The 20,917-nt window shown below is 71.7% G+C and carries 1 pseudogene; it reads left to right on the top strand.

From position 1 onward, the window contains the following. Nucleotides 1-94: 94 nt before the first annotated feature. Nucleotides 95-20,917, top strand: a pseudogene (locus WMF17_RS21525) (type I polyketide synthase); the annotation flags it as partial.

Below are 20,917 nucleotides of genomic sequence, written 5' to 3'. Positions count from 1 at the left end.
CAGCTCCGCCTCTCCTACGCTTCGTGAGGCGTTGACCCGTGCATTGAAAGAGTTGCAGCGGCTGCAGGCCAGCCACTCAGAGCTCCGTTCAGGGCCCATCGCCATTGTGTCGATGGCGTGCCGGTTGCCGGGGGGCGTCGCGACGCCGGAAGACTACTGGCGTCTCCTGGAGGAAGGGAAAGACGCGATCGAGGTCTTCCCTGCGCGCTGGGATGCGCTTTCGGTCTACGACCCCGATCCGGAGGCGGTGGGCAAGACCTACGTGCGCGAGGGGGGATTCCTGCGGGACATCGACCTGTTCGATGCGGGATTCTTCGGGATATCGCCGCGCGAGGCGCAGGCGATGGACCCCCAGCAGCGGCTTGTGCTGGAGACGGCGTGGGAGGCCTTGGAGCGGGCCGGCGTGCCCCCGTCGGCGCTGAGCGAGAGCGCCACCGGGGTGTACCTGGGCTGGATGGGCTCGGACTACGGTGCTCTTCACGGCGGCGACCTGGAGGCGCTGGACGGGTACCGGGGCACCGGGAGCGCGGCGAGCGTGCTCTCAGGCCGTGTGGCTTATGTGCTCGGACTGCAGGGCCCAGCGATCACGGTGGACACGGCGTGCTCGTCGTCGCTTGTGTCGCTGCACCTGGCGTGCACGGCGCTGCGTCAGGGCGAGTGCGATCTGGCCTTGACCGGCGGGGTGATCGTGATGACCACGCCTGCGGGATTCGTGGAGTTCAGCCGCCTCAAGGGCCTTGCACGGGACGGTCGCTGCAAGAGCTTCTCTGCGCGAGCGGACGGCGTCATCTGGTCCGAGGGATGCGGGATCCTGGTGCTGAAGCGGCTCTCGGACGCGCAGCGCGACGGGGACCGTGTGCTGGCGGTGGTCCGTGGGTCAGCGGTGAACCAGGACGGTCGCAGCCAGGGTCTGACGGCGCCGAACGGCCCCTCGCAGCAGCGGGTGATCCAGCAGGCGCTCTCGTCGTGCCGGCTGTCGCCCGGGGACATCGACGTGGTGGAGGCGCATGGGACGGGCACGACCCTGGGAGATCCGATCGAGGCCGGAGCGCTCGCGGAGGTGTTCGGGCCTGGGCGCAGCACCGAGCGTCCGCTTTACCTGGGCTCGTCGAAATCGAACCTGGGGCATGCGGGGCCTGCGGCGGGCGTGGCGGGTGTGATCAAGATGGTGCTGTCGATGCAGCACGAGGTGCTGCCGAGGACGCTGCACGCGGAGCAGCCGAGCCCGCACATCGCGTGGGAGGGGAGCGGGCTGTCGTTGCTGCAAGAGGCGCGTCGGTGGCCGCGTAACGGCCGGGCGCGCCGCGCGGGCGTGTCGTCGTTCGGCATCAGCGGGACGAACGCGCATGTCATCCTCGAAGAGGCGCCGTTGGAGGCGGTGCGCGAGCCGGCGGCGGCGGCGGCGGCAGAGGGTGTTGCGATGCCGCTGGTGCTGTCGGGGCGAGACGAGGCCTCGGTGGCGGCGCAGGCGGAGCGCTGGGCGACATGGCTCGGCGAGCACGGGGAGGTGCGTTGGTCGGACGTGGTGAGGACGGCGGCGCTGCACCGGATGCACTTCGCCTCGCGCGCGTCGGTGCAGGCGGGGAGCGTATCGGAGGCGGTGGAGGGGCTGAGGGCGCTGTCGCAGGGGCGCGGCCACCGGGCGGCGTCGGTGGGCACGGCGCGCGCGCGAGGCAAGGTGGTGTTCGTGTTCCCCGGCCAGGGGAGCCAGTGGCCGGGGATGGGCCGGGCGCTGCTGGAGCAGAGCGCGGCGTTCGCGGAGGCGGTGCAGGCGTGCGATGAGGCGCTGCGGCCGTGGACGGGCTGGTCTGTGCTGTCGGTGCTGCGCGGAGAAGGCGGGGAGGAGCAGCCGTCGCTGGAGCGGGTGGACGTGGTGCAGCCAGCGCTGTTCGCGATGTGCGTGGGCCTGGCCGCGGCGTGGCGTTCGCTGGGGGTCGAGCCTGCGGCGGTGGTGGGCCACAGCCAGGGCGAGGTGTCGGCGGCGGTGGTGTGCGGAGCGCTGTCGCTGGCGGAGGGAGCGCGGGTCGTGGCGCTGCGCAGCCAGGCGGTGCGGCAGCGGTCGGGGTCAGGGGCGATGATGCTGGTCGAGCGGCCGGTGTCGGAGGTGCAGCAGCGCATCGAGCGGTACGGCGACGCGCTGGCGATAGCGGCGGTGAACACGTCGAGCTCGACGGTGATGTCGGGGGACGTGGAGGCGGTGGACGGGCTGATGGCGGAGCTGACGGCAGAAGGTGTGTTCTGCCGGAAGGTCAATGTCGACTACGCGTCGCACAGCGCGCACATGGATGCGCTGCTGCCCGAGCTGGGGGCGAAGCTGTCGTCGCTCAGGCCGAAGGCGACGGAGATCCCGTTTTACTCGACGGTGACAGGAGAGGTGTCGCGCGGCGAGGGGCTGGACGGCGAGTACTGGTGCCGCAACCTTCGGCAGACGGTGCGGCTGGACCGAGCGCTGGCGAAGCTGCTGGAGGACGGCCACGGGGTGTTCGTGGAGGTGAGCGCGCACCCGGTGCTGGCGATGCCGCTGACGACGGCGTGCGCGGAGGCGCAGGGCGTGGTGGTGGGGAGCCTGCAGCGCGACGAAGGTGGGGTGTCGCAGCTGTACAGGACGCTGGGGCAGCTGCACGTGCAGGGGCACGAGGTGGACTGGTCGCGGGTGCTGTCGGGCCGTGGCGGCCGGCCCGTGGAGCTGCCGACGTACGCGTTTCAGCGGCAGCGCTACTGGCTGGAGGCGCCGAGGGGGCGCGGTGACGTGAGCTCGGCGGGCCTGAAGGCGGCCGGCCATCCGCTGCTCGGCGCCGCGATGAAGCTGGCCGACGGCGAGGGGCACCTGTTCACAGGGCGGCTGTCGCTGGCGGAGCATGCGTGGCTCCGGGATCATAAGGTGTTTGGCAAGGTGGTGTTTCCGGGCACGGGCATGCTGGAGCTGGCGCTGGCGGTGGGGCGCGCGGTGGGCAGCCGGTCGCTGTCGGAGCTCACGCTCGCCGAGCCGCTGGTGCTGGCCGAGGAGGGCGCGGCGCGGCTGCAGGTGATGATCGGAATGCCGGACGCGGCGGGCCGGCGCGAGGTCGGGCTGTACAGCCAGCCCGAGCAGGCCCCGGAGGACGCCCCGTGGGTGCAGCACGCCACGGGGGTGTTGACGGACGAGACCCCCGGCGTTCCTGACGAGCTCGACGAGCTGTCGACGTGGCCTGTGCCGGGCGCGGAGGCGGTGGACCTGTCCGGGCTTTACGAGCGGCTGCGTGAGCGCGGGCTCCACTACGGCCCGGCGTTTCAAGGGCTCGTGGAGCTGTGGCGCCAAGGCACAACCTACTTCGGTCGGGTGGTGCTGCCGGGGACCGAGAAGGACAGCGCGGACGCGTATGGGGTGCACCCGGCGTTGATGGACGCCGCGCTCCACACGATGGTCGCGGCCCTCTCCGAGAGCCCAGGGGCGAACGAGGTGCTCGTGCCGTTTGCCTGGTCGGACGTGGCGCTGCACGCGACGGGGGCGAGCGAGCTTCGGGTCCGGGTGGAGATCCAGGACCGAGGCGCACACCAGGACACCGCTTCGCTGCAAGTCGCAGACTCCGCGGGGCAGCCGGTGGCGGAGATCGGCGCTCTGCATCTGCGCCGGGCGACGGCCGAGCAGCTGTGGACAGCGATTCACTCTGGAATCCAGCATATGTACCGGGTGAGCTTCCAACCTGTGGAGCTCACGGCGGCCCCCCTGGAGGCGGGCTCGCTGGTGGTCCTCGGTGCAGCGGAGGGACGCGGGAGGCTCGCCGAAGCCCTGGGGGCGGAGGCGATTGCCGATCTCGATGCATTGGTTGCGCGCCTCGAGCAGGGCGCGAGCGCGCCTGCGTGGGTGGTGGTCGATGTCACTGCTGCCTCTCTCAGCCAGTCGGGCGAGGCGGAGGCGTCGCACGAGGCGACACGAGAGGCGCTGTCGCTGCTGCAAGCATGGCTGTCGGAGCCCCGGATCGAGGGGGTGGAGCTGGTGTGGGTGACGCGGGATGCGGTCAGCGCCGCTCCGGGCGACGGTGTCCAGGACCTGGCGCACGCGCCGCTGTGGGGGCTTGTTCGCACGGCGCGAAGCGAGCACCCCGAGCGCCGGCTGCGCTTGATCGATGTCGGGACCGAGCCTGTGGACGGCGAGCTGCTGGCGCGCGCGCTGGTGATGACGGCGGAGCCGGAGCTTTCGCTGCGCGGCGGCGCGGCGCTGGCCGCGCGCCTTGTGCGCGTGCAGGCGGCAGCGGAAGAGCTCACCCGAGGAGCCCGCGGGCTGGACCCCGCGAGCACGGTGCTGGTGACCGGCGGGACAGGGGAGCTGGGTCAGGCGGTCGCGGCGCACCTGGTGCGCGCGCACGGGGTGCGGCACCTTGTGCTGACGTCGCGCCGCGGGCTGGAGGCGCCCGGGGCACGCGAGCTTGTGCGGTCGCTCGAGGAGCTCGGCGCCGAGACGGTGACGGTGGCTGCGTGCGACGTGTCGAAGCGGGAGGAGGTCGCGCGTGTGCTGGCCGGCATCGACGCGGCGCGGCCGCTGAACGCGGTGCTGCACCTGGCCGGCGTGCTCGACGACGGCGTCCTCGCCGCCCAGACGGCCGAGCGCCTCTCGCGGGTGCTGGCGCCGAAGGTGGACGGGGCGCTGCACCTGCACGAGCTGACGCGGGAGCTCGATCTCGCGGCGTTCGTGCTGTTCTCGTCGGTGGCCGGTACGTTTGGCACGGCGGGCCAGAGCAACTACGCGGCGGCGAACACGTTCCTCGACGCGCTCGCGGCGCACCGTCGCGGCCGCGGGCTCGCGGCGACGAGCCTCGCGTGGGGCTTCTGGACACAGGCGGGCGTGGGGATGACAGCGCACCTGGGCGAGGCCGAGCTGTCGCGCATGAGGCGCAACGGGTTCGTGCCGATGCCGGTGGAAGAGGGGCTCTCGCTGCTGGACGCCGCGCTTTTGCGCCCTGAAGCGAGCCTGGTCCCTGTGCACCTGGATCTCGCGCAGCTGCAGCGTGGGCTGGAGGCCAGCGGCGAGCTGCCGGCGCTGTTTCGGGCGCTGTTGCGGCCCAGCTTGCGCAAGGTGTCCTCGGCAACGAGGCGAGACGCCTTGGCGCTCCGCGAGCGCCTCTCGGCGCTGCCGGAGGTGGAGCGGCTGAACGCGCTCGTCGAGCTGGTGCGGGGCGAGGTTGCGGCCGTGATAGGGCTTCCGCGCAGCGAGGCTGTGGCAGCGGATCAGGTGCTCAAAGATCTGGGGCTCGACTCGCTGATGGCGGTGGCGCTTCGCAACCGCCTCACGTCCCGTACCGAGACGTCCTTGCCGGCGACGCTGGTCTTTGACTACCCGACGCCGTGGGCCATTGCAGGGCTGCTGCTGAAGCAGGTGTTCTCGGGGCTGCAGGTGAAGGAAGCGCGGGCGCGGGGGCGTCGTCGTGCGGGGAAAGACGAGGCGATCGCGATCGTGTCGATGGCGTGCCGGTTGCCGGGAGGCGTTGCGACGCCGGAAGACTACTGGCGTCTCCTGGCCGAGGGGAAGGACGCGATCGAAGGCCTCCCAGCGCGCTGGGACGGGCTTTCGGTCTACGACCCCGATCCGGAGGCGGAGGGCAAGAGCTACGCGCGCGAGGGTGGGTTTGTACGGGGCATCGACCTGTTCGACGCGGACTTCTTCGGGATATCGCCGCGCGAGGCGCAGTCGATGGACCCCCAGCACCGGCTTGTGCTGGAGACGGTGTGGGAGGCGCTGGAGCGGGCCGGCGTGCGCCCCTCGGCGCTGAGCGGGAGCGCCACCGGAGTGTACCTGGGTTCGATGGGCTCGGACTACGGTGCTCTTCACACCGTCGATCTGAAGGCGCTGGACGGGTACCGGGGCATCGGGAGCGCGGCGAGCATCCTCTCGGGCCGTGTGGCGTACGTGCTCGGGTTGCAGGGGCCTGCGATCACGGTGGACACGGCGTGCTCGTCGTCGCTTGTGTCGCTGCACCTGGCGTGCACGGCGCTGCGCCAGGGCGAGTGCGACCTGGCGCTGGTCGGCGGGGTCACGGTCATGAGCACCCCCGCGCTGTTTGTGGAATTCAGCCGTCTCAAGGGGATGTCCCGAGACGGCCGGTGCAAGAGCTTCTCGGCGCAGGCGGACGGCGCGGGCTGGGCCGAGGGGTGCGGGATGCTGTTGCTGAAGCGGCTGTCTGATGCGCAGCGCGACGGCGACCGAGTGCTGGGGGTGATCCGTGGCTCGGCGGTGAACCAGGACGGCCGCAGCCAGGGCCTGACGGCGCCGAACGGCCCTGCCCAGCAGCGGGTGATCCGGCAGGCGCTGTCGTCGTGTGGTCTGTCGCCCGAGGACATCGACGCGGTGGAGGCGCACGGTACGGGCACGAGCCTCGGAGATCCGATCGAGGCCGGAGCGCTGGCAGAGGTGTTTGGCCCGAAGCGTAGCCCCGAGCGTCCGCTGTACCTGGGTTCGTCGAAGTCGAACTTCGGACATGCGCAGGCGGCCGCCGGCGTGGCGGGCGTGATCAAGATGGTGCTGGCGCTGCAGCACGAGGTGCTGCCGAGGACGCTGCACGCGGAGCAGCCGAGCCCGCACGTTGCGTGGGAGGGGAGCGGGCTGTCGCTGCTCCAAGAGGCGCGTCCGTGGCGGCGGAACGGCCGGGTCCGGCGTGCCGGGGTGTCGTCGTTCGGCATCAGCGGGACCAACGCGCATATCATCCTTGAAGAAGCGCCGGCGGAGGCGCGGCGTGAGGTCGCCGAGGTGGAGGCCGAGGCGGCGCCTGCGCTATTGCCGCTGGTGCTGTCGGGTCGAGACGAGGCCGCGGTGAATGCGCAGGCGGGGCGCTGGGCGAAGTGGCTGGAAGGGCACGCGGAGGTGGGGTGGGCGGACGTGGTGCGCACGGCAGCGCTGCACCGGACGCACTTCGAGTCGCGGGCGTCGGTGCATGCGGCGAGCGCTGCGGAAGCAGTGGAGGGTCTTCGGGCGCTGTCGTCGGGGCGGTCGGATGCGGCGGTGGTGAGCGGGAGGGCGAAGCGAGGCGGGAAGCTGGCGGTGCTGTTCACGGGGCAGGGCAGCCAGCGGCTCGGGATGGGGAAGAGACTTCACGAAGTATACCCCGTGTTCCGCGCGGCGTTCGACGAGGTGTGCGAGGCGCTGGACGCGCATCTCGCGCGTGGTCTGCGGGAGGTGGTGTTCGCGGCCGCGGGCAGCGAGGAAGGAGCGCTGCTGGAGCGGACGGAGTACACGCAGCCCGGGCTGTTTGCGCTGGAAGTGGCGCTGTACCGTCAGTGGGAGTCGTGGGGGCTGAAGCCGGCTGCGCTGCTGGGGCACTCGATAGGAGAGCTGAGCGCGGCGCACGTGGCGGGTGTGCTGAGCCTCGCGGACGCAGCGAAGCTTGTGTGCGCCCGCGGTCGGCTGATGCAGGGGTGCGAGGTCGGGGGAGCGATGGTGTCGGTGGAGGCCTCGGAGCAGGAGGTGCAGGGGGCGCTGTCGGAGGTTGGGGCGCAGGGTCGACTGAGCATCGCCGGGCTCAACGCGCCGGAGCAGACGGTGCTGAGCGGGGACGAGGCCGCGGTGCTCGCGGTGGCGAGGCGGTTGGAGGCGCAGGGCCGGCGTACGCGGCGTCTGCGCGTGTCGCACGCGTTCCACAGCGCGCACATGGACGGGATGCTGGAGGAGTTCGGGAAGGTGGCGCGGGAGTGCACGTACGCGCGGCCGCAGCTGGCGGTGGTGAGCAGCGTGACGGGCGAGCTGGCTGGCGAAGAAGCGCTGATGTCGGCCGAGTACTGGGTGAGGCAGGCGCGCGAGGCGGTGCGCTTCCTCGACGGGATGCGCACACTGGCGGCGGAGGGGATGAGCACGTACGTGGAGTGCGGGCCGGATGGCGTGCTGTGCGCGCTGGGCGCGGGCTGCCTGCCGGAAGGTGAGGAAGCGACGTTCGTGACGAGCCTGCGCCGTGAGCAGGACGAGGCGCGCGCGCTGGTGACGGCGCTTGCGACGGTGCACGTGCAGGGGCACGAGGTGGACTGGACGCGGGTGCTGTCCGGTCAGGGCGGTCGTGCCGTGGAGCTGCCGACGTACGCGTTCCAGCGGCAGCGCTACTGGCTGGAAGCGCCGAAGAGCACGGCGGCGGAGGTGAATGTCTCGTGGCCGGAGCGTGCGTTGTGGAACGCGGTGCAGGAAGGCGAAGGCGTTGCGGAGCTGCTGGAGCTGCCTGACGACGTGCGCGCCAGCGTCGGGCCGCTGCTGCCGTACCTCGCGGCGTGGCGCCAGAGAAAGCACGCAGAAGCGGCGGCGGCGAGCTGGCTGTACGAGGAAGCGTGGCAGAGCCATCCGACGCCTGTGACGGGTAGTCCGGATGTGAGGGGCACCTGGCTCGTGGTGTCATCTCCGCTCGCCGGAGAGCTTGCGGAGGCGGTGCGTGGTGCGCTCGACGCCGCGGGGGCCGAGGTGATCGTGCACATCGCGACCGCGGAGCGAGCGCAGCTCGCAGCGTGGCTGAGAGAGCAAGCGCGCCTGAGAAAGGAGAAGAGCGAGCTGCGTGGCGTCATCGCGCTCACGGCCTCAGGCGAGGAAGGCGCGCTGGAGCAAGAGGAGGCGCCCCGCGGTCTGTACCAGGCGCTGGCGGTGGTGCAGGCGCTCGGCGATGCCGGGATCGGCGCGCGGCTGTGGTTGTTGACGCAGGGAGCGGTCAGCACCGAGGCAAGCGAAGCGGTGGTGCACCCGTTGCAGGCGCTGACGTGGGGACTGGGACGGACGGTGGGGCTGGAGCACCCCGAGCGCTGGGGCGGGCTGCTGGACGTGCCGGCGGAGCTGGACGCGGGCGTGATGCAGCACGTGCTGACCACGCTTGTGTCCGAGGACAACGAAGATCAGGTGGCGGTGCGGCGCGGCGGGCGCCTCGTGAGGCGCATTGTGCGTGTGCGCGGCGAGGGCGAGGGCGAGGGCGGGGGCTGGAAGCCGCGCGGCACGGTGCTCATCACGGGAGGCGTGGGCGGGCTCGGAGGTCATCTTGCCCGCTGGCTGGCCGGGCGTGGCGCAGAGCACCTCGTGCTGGCGTCGCGCAGCGGCGCGTCGGCGCCCGGGGCGAGCGAGCTGCGGGACGAGCTTGTGGCGCGGGGCATTCGGGTGACGCTGGCGGCGTGTGACGTGTCGGAGCGGGCGCAGCTGGAGGCGCTGCTCGCGGAGCTGGAGCAGGACGAAGCGCCGCTGAGGGCGGTGGCGCACCTCGCGGGGATAGGCCGCCGTGTTCCGCTGCGAGAGCTCGAGCCTGAGCAGCTCGGGCAGGAGCTCGCGGCGAAGGTGAAGGGGGCGTGGCACCTGCATCAGCTGCTGGGGAAGCGGGAGCTGGATGCGTTCGTGCTCTATGGCAGCATCGCCGGGCTGTGGGGCTCCGGGGCGCAGGGCGCGTACGGCGCAGCGAACGCAGGGCTGGACGCGCTCGCGCGGTACCGGCGCGCGCGAGGGCAGGCTGCGACGGTGCTGCACTGGGGCCCCTGGGCGGGAGAAGGGATGGTGACCAGAGAGGTCGAGTCGCAGCTGCGGAGCCGCGGGGTCGCGGTGATGTCGCCCGACAAGGCGCTTGCCGGGCTGGAGATGGCGCTGCGGCTGGGGCGCACGTCGGTGGCGATCGCGGACGTGGACTGGTCGCGCTTCGCGCCGTCGTTCAGCGCGGCGCGGCCGAGGCCGCTGCTGGACGGGATCGAGGAGGCGCGGCGGGCGCAGGAGAGCCGCGGCCCGCAGCCGGCCGCAGGCGGGACCGCGCTGAGAGACACCTTGCTGGGCCTGAGCGAGGCAGAGCGGCGCGAGCAGGTTCGTCAGCTGGTGGCGAGCGAGACGGCCGCGGTGCTGGGCATGCCGGACCCGAGCCGGCTTGACCCGGACCGTGGCTTTGTGGACCTCGGGCTGGATTCGCTGATGGCGGTGGAGCTGTCGAAGCGGCTGCAGAAGCGCACGGGCATGACGGTATCGAGCACGCTGAGCTTCGATCATCCGACGCAGAGCGAAGTGGCGCGCTGGCTGCTGGAGCAGCTCACACCTCAGCCGCGGCCGGAGCCGGTGGTGCGCGAGGTGAGCCGGGGAGAGGGGTGGAGCACGCCGATAGCGATCGTGGGCGTGGGCCTGCGCATGCCTGGCGGAGCGAGCGACCTGGAGAGCTTCTGGCAGGTGCTGGTCGAAGAGCGGGATACGCGGCGGCCGATCCCGGCCGACCGCTTCGACATCGAGGCGCTGTACGATCCTGACCCCGACGCGAATGGCAAGACGTACGTGCGGAGCGCGTCGCTGCTCGACGACGTGGCGTCGTTCGACCCCGGGTTCTTCGGGATAAGCCCGCGGGAGGCGGAGCCGATGGATCCGCAGCACCGGCTGCTGCTGGAGACGGCGTGGAGCGCCCTGGAGGACGCGGGGGTGCGTCCAGAGCACCTGAAGGGCTCGGACACGGGAGTGTTCGTGGGCGTGGCGCCGAGCGAATACGCGAGCTACCGAGGAAAGAGCGCGAACGAAGATGCGTATGCGCTGACGGGGACGGCGCTGAGCTTTGCTGCGGGACGGGTGGCCTACCACCTCGGGCTGCAAGGCCCTGCGGTGTCGACCGACACGGCCTGCAGCTCGTCGCTGGTAGCGCTGCACCTGGCGTGCGACGCGCTGCGCCGGGGCGACTGCGAGGTGGCGCTGGCGGCAGGTGTGCAGGTGCTGGCGAACCCGGCGGGGTTTGTGCTGCTGTCGCGCACGCGCGCGGTGTCGCCGGACGGGCGGTGCAAGACGTTCTCGCAGGCGGCGGACGGTTATGGCCGTGGCGAGGGAGTCGGGGTGCTGGTGCTGATGCGGCTGTCCGAGGCGCAGCAGCAGGGGAAGCGGGTGCTGGGTGTGGTGCGCGGCACGGCGGTCAATCAGGACGGCGCGAGCAGCGGGATCACGGCGCCGAACGGCACGGCGCAGCAGAAGGTGGTGCGCGCGGCGCTGCGGAACGCGGGGCTGGAGCCGGCGAGCATCGATGTGGTGGAGTGCCACGGTACGGGCACGTCGCTGGGCGACCCGATCGAGGTGCAGGCGCTCGGCGCGGTGTACGGGCGAGGTCGGGATATGGCTCGTCCGCTGCAGCTGGGCGCGGTCAAGAGCAATATCGGTCATCTCGAGTCCGCCGCGGGCATCGCAGGGGTGTGCAAGATCCTGGCGGCGTTCCGTTACGAGGCGCTGCCGGCGACGCTGCACAGCACGCCGCGCAATCCCTGGATCCCCTGGGAGGACCTGCCGGTGCAGGTGGTCGATCGCCTGACCCCCTGGCCTCGGCGCGCAGAGGGCCCCCCGCGCCGTGCCGGGGTGTCGTCGTTCGGCATCAGCGGGACCAACGCGCATATCATCCTTGAAGAAGCGCCGGCGGAGGCGCGGCGTGAGGTCGTCGAGGTGGAGGCCGAGGCGGCGCCTGCGCTATTGCCGCTGGTGCTGTCGGGTCGAGACGAGGCCGCGGTGAATGCGCAGGCGGGGTGCTGGGCGAAGTGGCTGGAAGGGCACGCGGAGGTGGGGTGGGCGGACGTGGTGCGCACGGCAGCGCTGCACCGGACGCACTTCGAGTCGCGGGCGTCGGTGCATGCGGCGAGCGCTGCGGAAGCTGTGGAGGGTCTTCGCGCGCTGTCGTCGGGGCGGTCGGATGCGGCGGTGGTGAGCGGGAGGGCGAAGCGAGGCGGGAAGCTGGCGGTGCTGTTCACGGGGCAGGGCAGCCAGCGGCTCGGGATGGGGAAGAGACTTTACGAAGTATACCCCGTGTTCCGCACGGCGTTCGACGAGGTGTGCGAGGCGCTGGACGCGCATCTCGCGCGTGGTCTGCGGGAGGTGGTGTTCGCGGCCGCGGGCAGCGAGGAAGGAGCGCTGCTGGAGCGGACGGAGTACACGCAGCCCGGGCTGTTTGCGCTGGAAGTGGCGCTGTACCGTCAGTGGGAGTCGTGGGGGCTGAAGCCGGCTGCGCTGCTGGGGCACTCGATAGGAGAGCTGAGCGCGGCGCACGTGGCGGGTGTGCTGAGCCTCGCGGACGCAGCGAAGCTTGTGTGCGCCCGCGGTCGGCTGATGCAGGGGTGCGAGGTCGGGGGAGCGATGGTGTCGGTGGAGGCCTCGGAGCAGGAGGTGCAGGGGGCGCTGTCGGAGGTTGGGGCGCAGGGTCGACTGAGCATCGCCGGGCTCAACGCGCCGGAGCAGACGGTGCTGAGCGGGGACGAGGCCGCGGTGCTCGCGGTGGCGAGGCGGTTGGAGGCGCAGGGCCGGCGTACGCGGCGTCTGCGCGTGTCGCACGCGTTCCACAGCGCGCACATGGACGGGATGCTGGAGGAGTTCGGGAAGGTGGCGCGGGAGTGCACGTACGCGCGGCCGCAGCTGGCGGTGGTGAGCAGCGTGACGGGCGAGCTGGCTGGCGAAGAAGCGCTGATGTCGGCCGAGTACTGGGTGAGGCAGGCGCGCGAGGCGGTGCGCTTCCTCGACGGGATGCGCACACTGGCGGCGGAGGGGATGAGCACGTACGTGGAGTGCGGGCCGGATGGCGTGCTGTGCGCGCTGGGCGCGGGCTGCCTGCCGGAAGGTGAGGAAGCGACGTTCGTGACGAGCCTGCGCCGTGAGCAGGACGAGGCGCGCGCGCTGGTGACGGCGCTTGCGACGGTGCACGTGCAGGGGCACGAGGTGGACTGGACGCGGGTGCTGTCCGGTCAGGGCGGTCGTGCCGTGGAGCTGCCGACGTACGCGTTCCAGCGGCAGCGCTACTGGCTGGAAGCGCCGAAGGCGCGTACCGACGTGGGCTCGGTGGGCTTGAGGGAGTTGGGGCATCCGCTGCTCGGAGCGGCAACGAAGCTGGCCGACGGCGACGGCCATCTGTTCACAGGCCGGCTGTCGCTGGGTGAGCAGCCGTGGCTCCGCGACCATGCGGTGTTTGGTAACGTGGTGTTCCCGGGCACGGGGATGCTGGAGCTCGCGCTGGCGGCTGGGCGCACAGTGGGCAGCGGGGCGCTGTCGGAGCTCACGATCGCCGAGCCGCTGATGCTCGTCGAGGACGTGGCCGTGCGATTGCAGCTCTCGGTCGGCGCGCCCGACGCCGCGGGCCGGCGTGAGCTTGGGCTGTACAGCCAGCCGGAGCAGGGGCCGGAAGACGCCCCCTGGGTGCAGCACGCGACGGGCGTGTTGACCGGCGAGACCCTGGCCACCTCCGGCGAGCTCGATGAGCTGACGACGTGGCCAGTGCCCGGCGCCGAGGCGGTGGACCTCTCCGGGTTCTACGAGCGGCTGCATGATCGTGGACTCCACTACGGCCCGGCCTTCCAGGGGCTCGTGGAGCTGTCGCGTCGAGACACGACCTTCTTCGGGCGGGTGGTGTTGCCCGAAGACGCGACGGACCGCGCCGAGGACTACGGGGTGCATCCGGCGCTGATGGACGCCGCGCTGCATACGATGGTCGCAGCGTTTGCGGAGAACTCAGCGCCGGACGACGTGCTGCTGCCTTTCTCCTGGTCGGACGTGGTGTTGCACGCCACGGGGGCGAGCGAGCTCCGGGTGAGGCTGGAGCTCGCGGGAGCCGGAGACTCGGCACAGGCGGCCGCCTCGCTGAGCGTCGCAGATGCCGCCGGCCAGCCGGTGGTGAGCGTCGGTGCCCTGCATCTGCGCCGGGCGACGGCCGAGCAGCTGAGGGCAGCGCCGCGTGCCGAGGCGCAGCATCTGTATCGGGTGGACTTCCAGCCCGTGAGCCTCGTGGAGACGGGCTCGAAGGCGGACTCGCTGGTGGTGCTCTGCGCGCCCGAGGGGCGAGGGCGACTGGACGAAGCGCTGGGTGTGGAGGCGATTGCAGGCCTCGATGCATTGCTCGCGCGGATCGAGCAGGAAGCCCGATTGCCTGAGCGGGTGCTGGTCGACACGACGGCTGGCAGCTCACAGCGCTCGGACATGGTGACATCGTCGCACGAGGCGACGGGGCAGGCGCTGTCGCTGCTGCAAGCGTGGGTGTTGGAGCCCCGGCTCGAGGGGGTGGAGCTGGTGTGGGTGACGCGGGATGCGGTCAGCGCCGGTCCGGGCGACGGTGTCCAGGACCTGGCGCACGCGCCGCTGTGGGGGCTTGTTCGCACGGCGCGAAGCGAGCACCCCGAGCGCCGGCTGCGCCTGATCGACGTCGGGATCGGGACGGTGGACGGCGGGCTGCTGGCGCGCGCGCTGGCGACGGCGACGGAGCCGGAGCTTGCGCTGCGTGGCGGCGCTGCGCTGGCGGCGCGCCTCGTGCGCGTGCCGGCGGCAGCGGAGACGCTCACGCCGGCTCGCAGCCTGGACCCGACGGGCACCGTGCTGGTGACCGGAGGAACAGGCGAGCTGGGTCAGGCCGTCGCGGAGCATCTGGTGCGCGCGCACGGGGTGCGGCACCTCGTGGTGACGTCGCGCCGTGGGCTGGAGGCGCCCGGGGCCCGAGGCTTCGTGCAGGAGCTGGAGAAGCTCGGTGCCGAGACCGTGACGGTGGCGGCGTGTGACGTGTCGAAGCGGGAGGAGGTCGCGCGGGTGCTGGCCGGCATCGAAGCCGCACATCCGCTGACCGCGGTGCTGCACCTGGCCGGCGTGCTCGACGATGGCGTCGTCACCGCGCAGACGCCCGAGCGTCTCTCGCGGGTGCTGGCGCCGAAGGTGGACGGGGCGCTGCACCTGCACGAGCTGACGCTGGAGCTCGACCTCTCGGCGTTCGTGCTGTTCTCGTCGGCGGCCGGTACGTTTGGCACGGCGGGCCAGAGCAACTACGCGGCGGCCAACAGCTTCCTCGACGCGCTCGCGGCGCACCGCCGCAGCCGCGGGCTCGCGGCGACGAGCCTGGCGTGGGGCTTCTGGGCGCAAGCGGGCGTGGGCATGACAGCGCACCTGGGCGGGGCGGAGCTCTCACGTATCCAGCGCGCCGGACTTGTGCCGATACGGGTCGAGGAGGGCCTTTCGCTGCTGGACGCCGCGCTTCTGCGCCCCGAAGCGAGCCTGGTGCCTGTGCACCTCGATCTTGCGCAGATGGAGCGGGGGCTGGAGGCCAGCGGCGAACTGCCCGCGCTGCTTCGCGCGCTGCTGCGCCCTGGGCTGCGCAAGGCGTCATCCGCCACGAGGAAAGAAGCCTCGGCGCTCCGCGAGCGCCTCTCGGAGCTGCCGGAGGCGGAGCGCCTGAGCTCGCTCGTCGAGCTGGTTCGGGCCGAGGTGGCCGCGGTGCTCGGGCTGCCGCGCAGCGAGGCCGTTGCGGTAGATCAGGTGCTGAAGGACCTGGGGCTAGATTCGTTGATGGCGGTGGAGCTGCGCAGTCGGCTCAGCGCCCGAGCCGAGATCCCCCTCCCGGCGACGCTGGTGTTCGACTACCCGACGCCGCGGGCCGTTGCAGAGCTGCTCCTGAGACAGGCTTTCTCGAAGCAGCAGGTGACGGAGGCGCGGGCGCGTCGCCGGACGAAGGAAGACGAGGCGATCGCGATCGTGTCGATGGCGTGCCGACTGCCGGGGGGCGTGGCGACGCCGGAAGACTACTGGCGTCTCCTGGCGGAAGGGAAGGACGCGATCGAGCGCTTCCCCTCCCGTTATGACGCGTTCTCTGTTTACGACCCCGATCCGGAGGTCGTGGGCAAGAGCTACGTGCGCGAGGGTGGATTCCTGCGGGATATCGATGTCTTCGACGCGGGCTTCTTCGGGATCTCGCCGCGCGAGGCGCAGGGGATGGATCCCCAGCAGCGGCTGGTGCTGGAGACGGCGTGGGAGGCGCTGGAGCGAGCCGGCGTGCGGCCCTCGATGCTGAACGAGAGCGCCACCGGGGTATACCTGGGCTGGATGGGCTCGGACTACGGTGCTCTTCTCGGCGGTGACCTCGCCGCGCTGGACGGGTACCAGGGTACGGGGAGCGCGGCGAGCGTGCTTTCCGGCCGGGTGGCTTACGTGCTGGGGCTTCAGGGCCCAGCGATCACGGTGGACACGGCGTGCTCGTCGTCGCTTGTGTCGCTGCACCTGGCGTGCGCGGCGCTGCGCCAGGGCGAATGTGATCTGGCCCTGACCGGCGGGGTGATGGTGATGACCACGCCCGCGGGATTCGTCGAGTTCAGTCGTGCCCGAGGGCTTGCGCGAGACGGTCGGTGCAAGAGCTTCTCGGCGCAGGCGGACGGCGTCATCTGGTCCGAAGGGTGCGGGATGCTGTTGCTGAAGCGGCTGTCTGACGCGCAGCGCGACGGCGACCGAGTGCTGGGGGTGATCCGTGGCTCGGCGGTGAACCAGGACGGCCGCAGCCAGGGTCTGACGGCGCCGAACGGCCCTGCCCAGCAGCGGGTGATCCGGCAGGCGCTGTCGTCGTGTGGTCTGTCGCCCGAGGACATCGACGCGGTGGAGGCGCACGGGACAGGCACGAGCCTTGGAGACCCGATCGAGGCCGGAGCGCTGGCGGAGGTGTTTGGCCCGAAGCGTGGCCCCGAGCGTCCTCTGTACCTGGGGTCGTCGAAGTCGAACCTGGGACATGCGCAGGCGGCCGCGGGTGTGGCGGGCGTGATCAAGATGGTGCTGGCGCTGCAGCACGAGGTGCTGCCGAAGACCCTGCACGCGGAGCAGCCGAGCTTGCACATCGCGTGGGAGGGGAGCGGGCTGTCGCTGCTTCAAGAGGCGCGTCCGTGGCGGCGGAACGGCCGGGTCCGTCGTGCCGGGGTGTCGTCGTTCGGCATCAGCGGGACCAACGCGCATATCATCCTCGAAGAAGCGCCCAGCGAGGCGCGGCGTGAGCCCGTCGAGGTCAAGGCCGAGGTGGCGCCTGCGGCGATGCCGCTGGTGCTGTCGGGTCGAGACGAGGCTGCGGTGAATGCGCAGGCCGGGCGCTGGGCGAAGTGGCTGGAAGAGCACGCGGAGGTGGGGTGGGCGGACGTGGTGCGCACGGCAGCGCTGCACCGTACGCACTTCGAGGCACGCGCGTCGGTGCATGCGGCGAGCGCTGCGGAAGCTGTGGAGGGTCTTCGCGCGCAGTCAGAGGGTCGCGGCCACCGCGCGGTGGCCGTGGGCAAGGCGCGGGAGCGAGGCAAGGTGGTGTTCGTGTTCCCCGGCCAGGGGAGCCAGTGGCCGGGGATGGGCCGAGCGCTGCTGGAGCAGAGCGCGGCGTTCGCGGAGGCGGTGCAGGCGTGTGACGCGGCGCTGCGGCCGTGGACGGGCTGGTCGGTGCTGTCGGTGCTGCGCGGAGAAGGCGGGGAGGAGCAGCCGTCGCTGGAGCGGGTGGACGTGGTGCAGCCAGCACTGTTCGCGATGTGCGTGGGTCTGGCCGCGGCGTGGCGGTCGCTGGGGGTCGAGCCCGCGGCGGTGGTGGGCCACAGCCAGGGCGAGGTGTCGGCGGCGGTGGTGTGCGGAGCGCTGTCGCTGGCGGAGGGAGCGCGGGTCGTGGCGCTGCGCAGCCAGGCGGTGCGGCAGCAGTCGGGGGTGGGGGCGATGATGCTGGTCGAGCGTCCGGTCTCGGAGGTGCAGCAGCGCATCGAGCGGTACGGCGACGCGCTGGCGATAGCGGCGGTGAACACGTCGAGCTCGACGGTGGTGTCGGGGGACGTGGAGGCAGTGGACGGGCTGATGGCGGAGCTGACGGCAGAAGGTGTGTTCTGCCGGAGGGTCAATGTCGACTACGCGTCGCACAGCGCGCACATGGATGCGCTGCTGCCCGAGCTGGGGGCGAAGCTGTCGTCGCTCAGGCCGAAGGCGACGGAGATCCCGTTTTACTCGACGGTGACAGGAGAGGCGTCGCGCGGCGAGGGGCTGGACGGCGAGTACTGGTGCCGCAACCTTCGGCAGACGGTGCGGCTGGACCGAGCGCTGGCGAAGCTGCTGGAGGACGGCCACGGGGTGTTCGTGGAGGTGAGCGCGCACCCGGTGCTGGCGATGCCGCTGACGACGGCGTGCGCGGAGGCGCAAGGGGTGGTGGTGGGGAGCCTGCAGCGCGACGAAGGTGGGGTGTCGCAGCTGTACAGGACGCTGGGGCAACTGCACGTGCAGGGGCACGAGGTGGACTGGACACGGGTGCTGTCGGGCCGTGGCGGCCGGTCCGTGGAGCTGCCGACCTACGCGTTCCAGCGGCAGCGCTACTGGCTGGATATCTCGAAGGCGCGTACCGACGTGGGCTCGGCGGGGCTCAAGGCAGCAGCACATCCGCTGCTCGGAGCGGCGACGAAGCTGGCCGACGGCGACGGCCATCTGTTCACAGGCCGGCTGTCGCTGGGTGAGCAGCCGTGGCTCCGCGACCATGCGGTGTTTGGTAACGTGGTGTTCCCGGGCACGGGGATGCTGGAGCTCGCGCTGGCGGCCGGGCGCACAGCGGGCAGCGGAGCGCTGTCGGAGATGGTCTTGGCCGAGCCGCTGGTGCTCGCCGAGGACGTGGCCGTGCGATTGCAGCTCTCGGTCGGGGCGCCCGACGCCGCGGGCCGGCGTGAGTTCGGGCTGTACAGCCAGCCGGAGCAGGGGCCGGAAGACGCCCCCTGGGTGCAGCACGCGACGGGCGTGTTGACCGACGAGCCCCTCGGCACCCCTGGCGAGCTCAATGAGCTGACGACGTGGCCAGTGCCCGGCGCCGAGGCGGTGGATCTCTCCGGCTTCTACGAGCGGCTGGAGGTGCGTGGACTCCACTACGGCCCGGCCTTCCAGGGGCTCGTGGAGCTGTGGCGTCGAGGCACGACGTTGTTCGGCCGCGTGGTGTTGCCCAAGGCCGCGGGGGACAGCGCCGAGGACTATGGCGTGCATCCGGCGCTGATGGACGCCGCGCTGCACACGATGGTCGCAGCCTTCCCGGAGATGGCAGAGCAAGACGCCGTCTTGTTGCCGTTCGCCTGGTCGGATGTGGTGCTGCACGCCATGGGCGCGAGCGAGCTCCGGGTCCGGATGGAGCTCCAGGAACAGGGCGCACAGCAGGAGGTCACTTCGCTGCACGTCGCTGACCCGACCGGCCAGCTGGTGGCGAGCGTCGGCGCCTTGCATCTGCGCCGGGCGACGGCGGAGCAGATGCGGACAGCCATCCATGCTGGTGTCCAGCATCTGTACCGGGTGGACTTCCAGCCTGCGGAGCTCGCGGCGTCCGTCTCGGAGACGGGCTCGCTGGTGGTGCTCGGTGCGCCGGAGGGGGGAGGACGACTGGCCGAGGCCCTGGGGGTGGAGGCGGTTGCAGGCCTCCACGCGCTGCTCGCGCTGATCGAGCAGGGCGCCCGACTACCTGTGCGGGTGCTTGTCGATGCCACTGCTGCAAATGCCGGTCGAACGACAGTGGCGGCGTCGCACGAGGCGACGGGGCAGGCGCTGTTGCTGCTGCAAGCGTGGCTGTCGGAGCCCCGGCTCGAGGGGGTGGAGCTGGTGTGGGTGACGCGGGATGCGGTCAGTGCCGGTCCGGGCGACGGTGTCCAGGACCTGGCGCACGCGCCGCTGTGGGGGCTTGTTCGCACGGCGCGCAACGAGCACCCCGAGCGCCGGCTGCGCCTGATCGACGTCGGGACCGAGGCTGTGGACGGCGAGCTGCTGGCGCGCGCGCTGGCGATGGCGACGGAGCCGGAGCTTGCGCTGCGCGGCGGCGCGGCGCTGGCCGCGCGCCTGGTGCGCGTGCAGGCGGCAGCGGAGACGCTCACGCCGGCTCGCGGGCTGGACCCGGCAGGCACCGTGCTGGTGACCGGGGGAACAGGCGAGCTGGGTCAGGCCGTTGCGGAGCATCTGGTGCGCGAGCACGGAGTGCGGCACCTTGTGCTGACGTCGCGCCGTGGGCTGGAGGCGCCCGGGGCCCGGGAGCTCGTGCAATCGCTCGAGGAGCTCGGCGCCGAGACCGTGACGGTGGCGGCGTGTGACGTGTCGGAGCGGGAGGAGGTCGCGCGGGTGCTGGCCGGAATCGAGGCCGCGCACCCGCTGACCGCGGTGCTGCACCTGGCCGGCGTGCTCGACGACGGCGTGCTGTCGTCGCAGACGCCTGAGCGCATTTCACGGGTGTTCGCGCCGAAGGTGGACGGGGCGCTGCACCTGCACGAGCTGACGCTGGAGCTCGACCTCTCGGCGTTCGTGCTGTTCTCGTCGGCGGCCGGTACATTTGGGACGGCGGGCCAGAGCAACTACGCGGCGGCCAACAGCTTCCTCGACGCGCTCGCGGCGCACCGCCGCAGCCGCGGGCTCGCGGCGACGAGCCTGGCGTGGGGCTTCTGGGCGCAAGCGGGCGTGGGCATGACAGCGCACCTGGGCGAGGCCGAGCTGTCGCGCATGCGGCGCAGCGGGTTTGTGCCGATGTCCGTGAGAGAAGGGCTTTCGCTGCTGGACGCCGCGCTCTCGCGCTCCGAGGCGACCCTGGTGCCTTTGCACCTCGATGTTGCGCAGCTGCAGCGGGGGCTGGAGGCCAGCGGCGAGCTGCCGGCGTTGTTCAGGTCCCTGCTGCGCCCGGGCCTGCGCAAGGCGTCCTCCGCGACGAAGAAAGAGGCGTCTGCGCTCCGCGAGCGCCTCTCGGTGCTGCCGGAGGCGGAGCGCATGAATTCGCTCGTCGAGCTGGTTCGGATCGAGGTCGCCGCGGCGATCGGGCTGCCGAGCAGCGAGGCTGTTGCGGCAGACCAGGTGCTGAAGGACCTGGGGCTCGACTCGCTGATGGCGGTGGCGCTGCGCAACCGCCTCACCGCCCGGACCGAGATGTCCTTGCCGGCGACACTGGTCTTTGACTACCCGACGCCGCGGGCCATCGCGAGGCTGCTGGACAGCCGCCTGCTCCCGGCCCTCTCCCCCCAGGAGGACGGCCCTCCCGAGGACCCGAACGGAATGTTGAAATGGGTGCTCAAGCGGGTCTCCGCGAGCCAGATGCAGCAAGCTGGTGTGCTCCAGCGGCTCCTCCAGCTCGCCGAGCCGAAGCTCGCCCGAACGAACGGTAGCCACGACGAGAATGGTAGCCGCCAAGAAGAGGATGTCCCGCTCCCGCTGACCATGCAGGACATCGACAGTAAGCTCGACGAAATTTTGAAGTGGTGA

The organism is Sorangium sp. So ce362, assembly GCF_051519845.1.
GTDB lineage: Bacteria > Myxococcota_A > Polyangia > Polyangiales > Polyangiaceae > Sorangium.
This window is presented reverse-complemented; position numbering and strand designations above follow the sequence as displayed.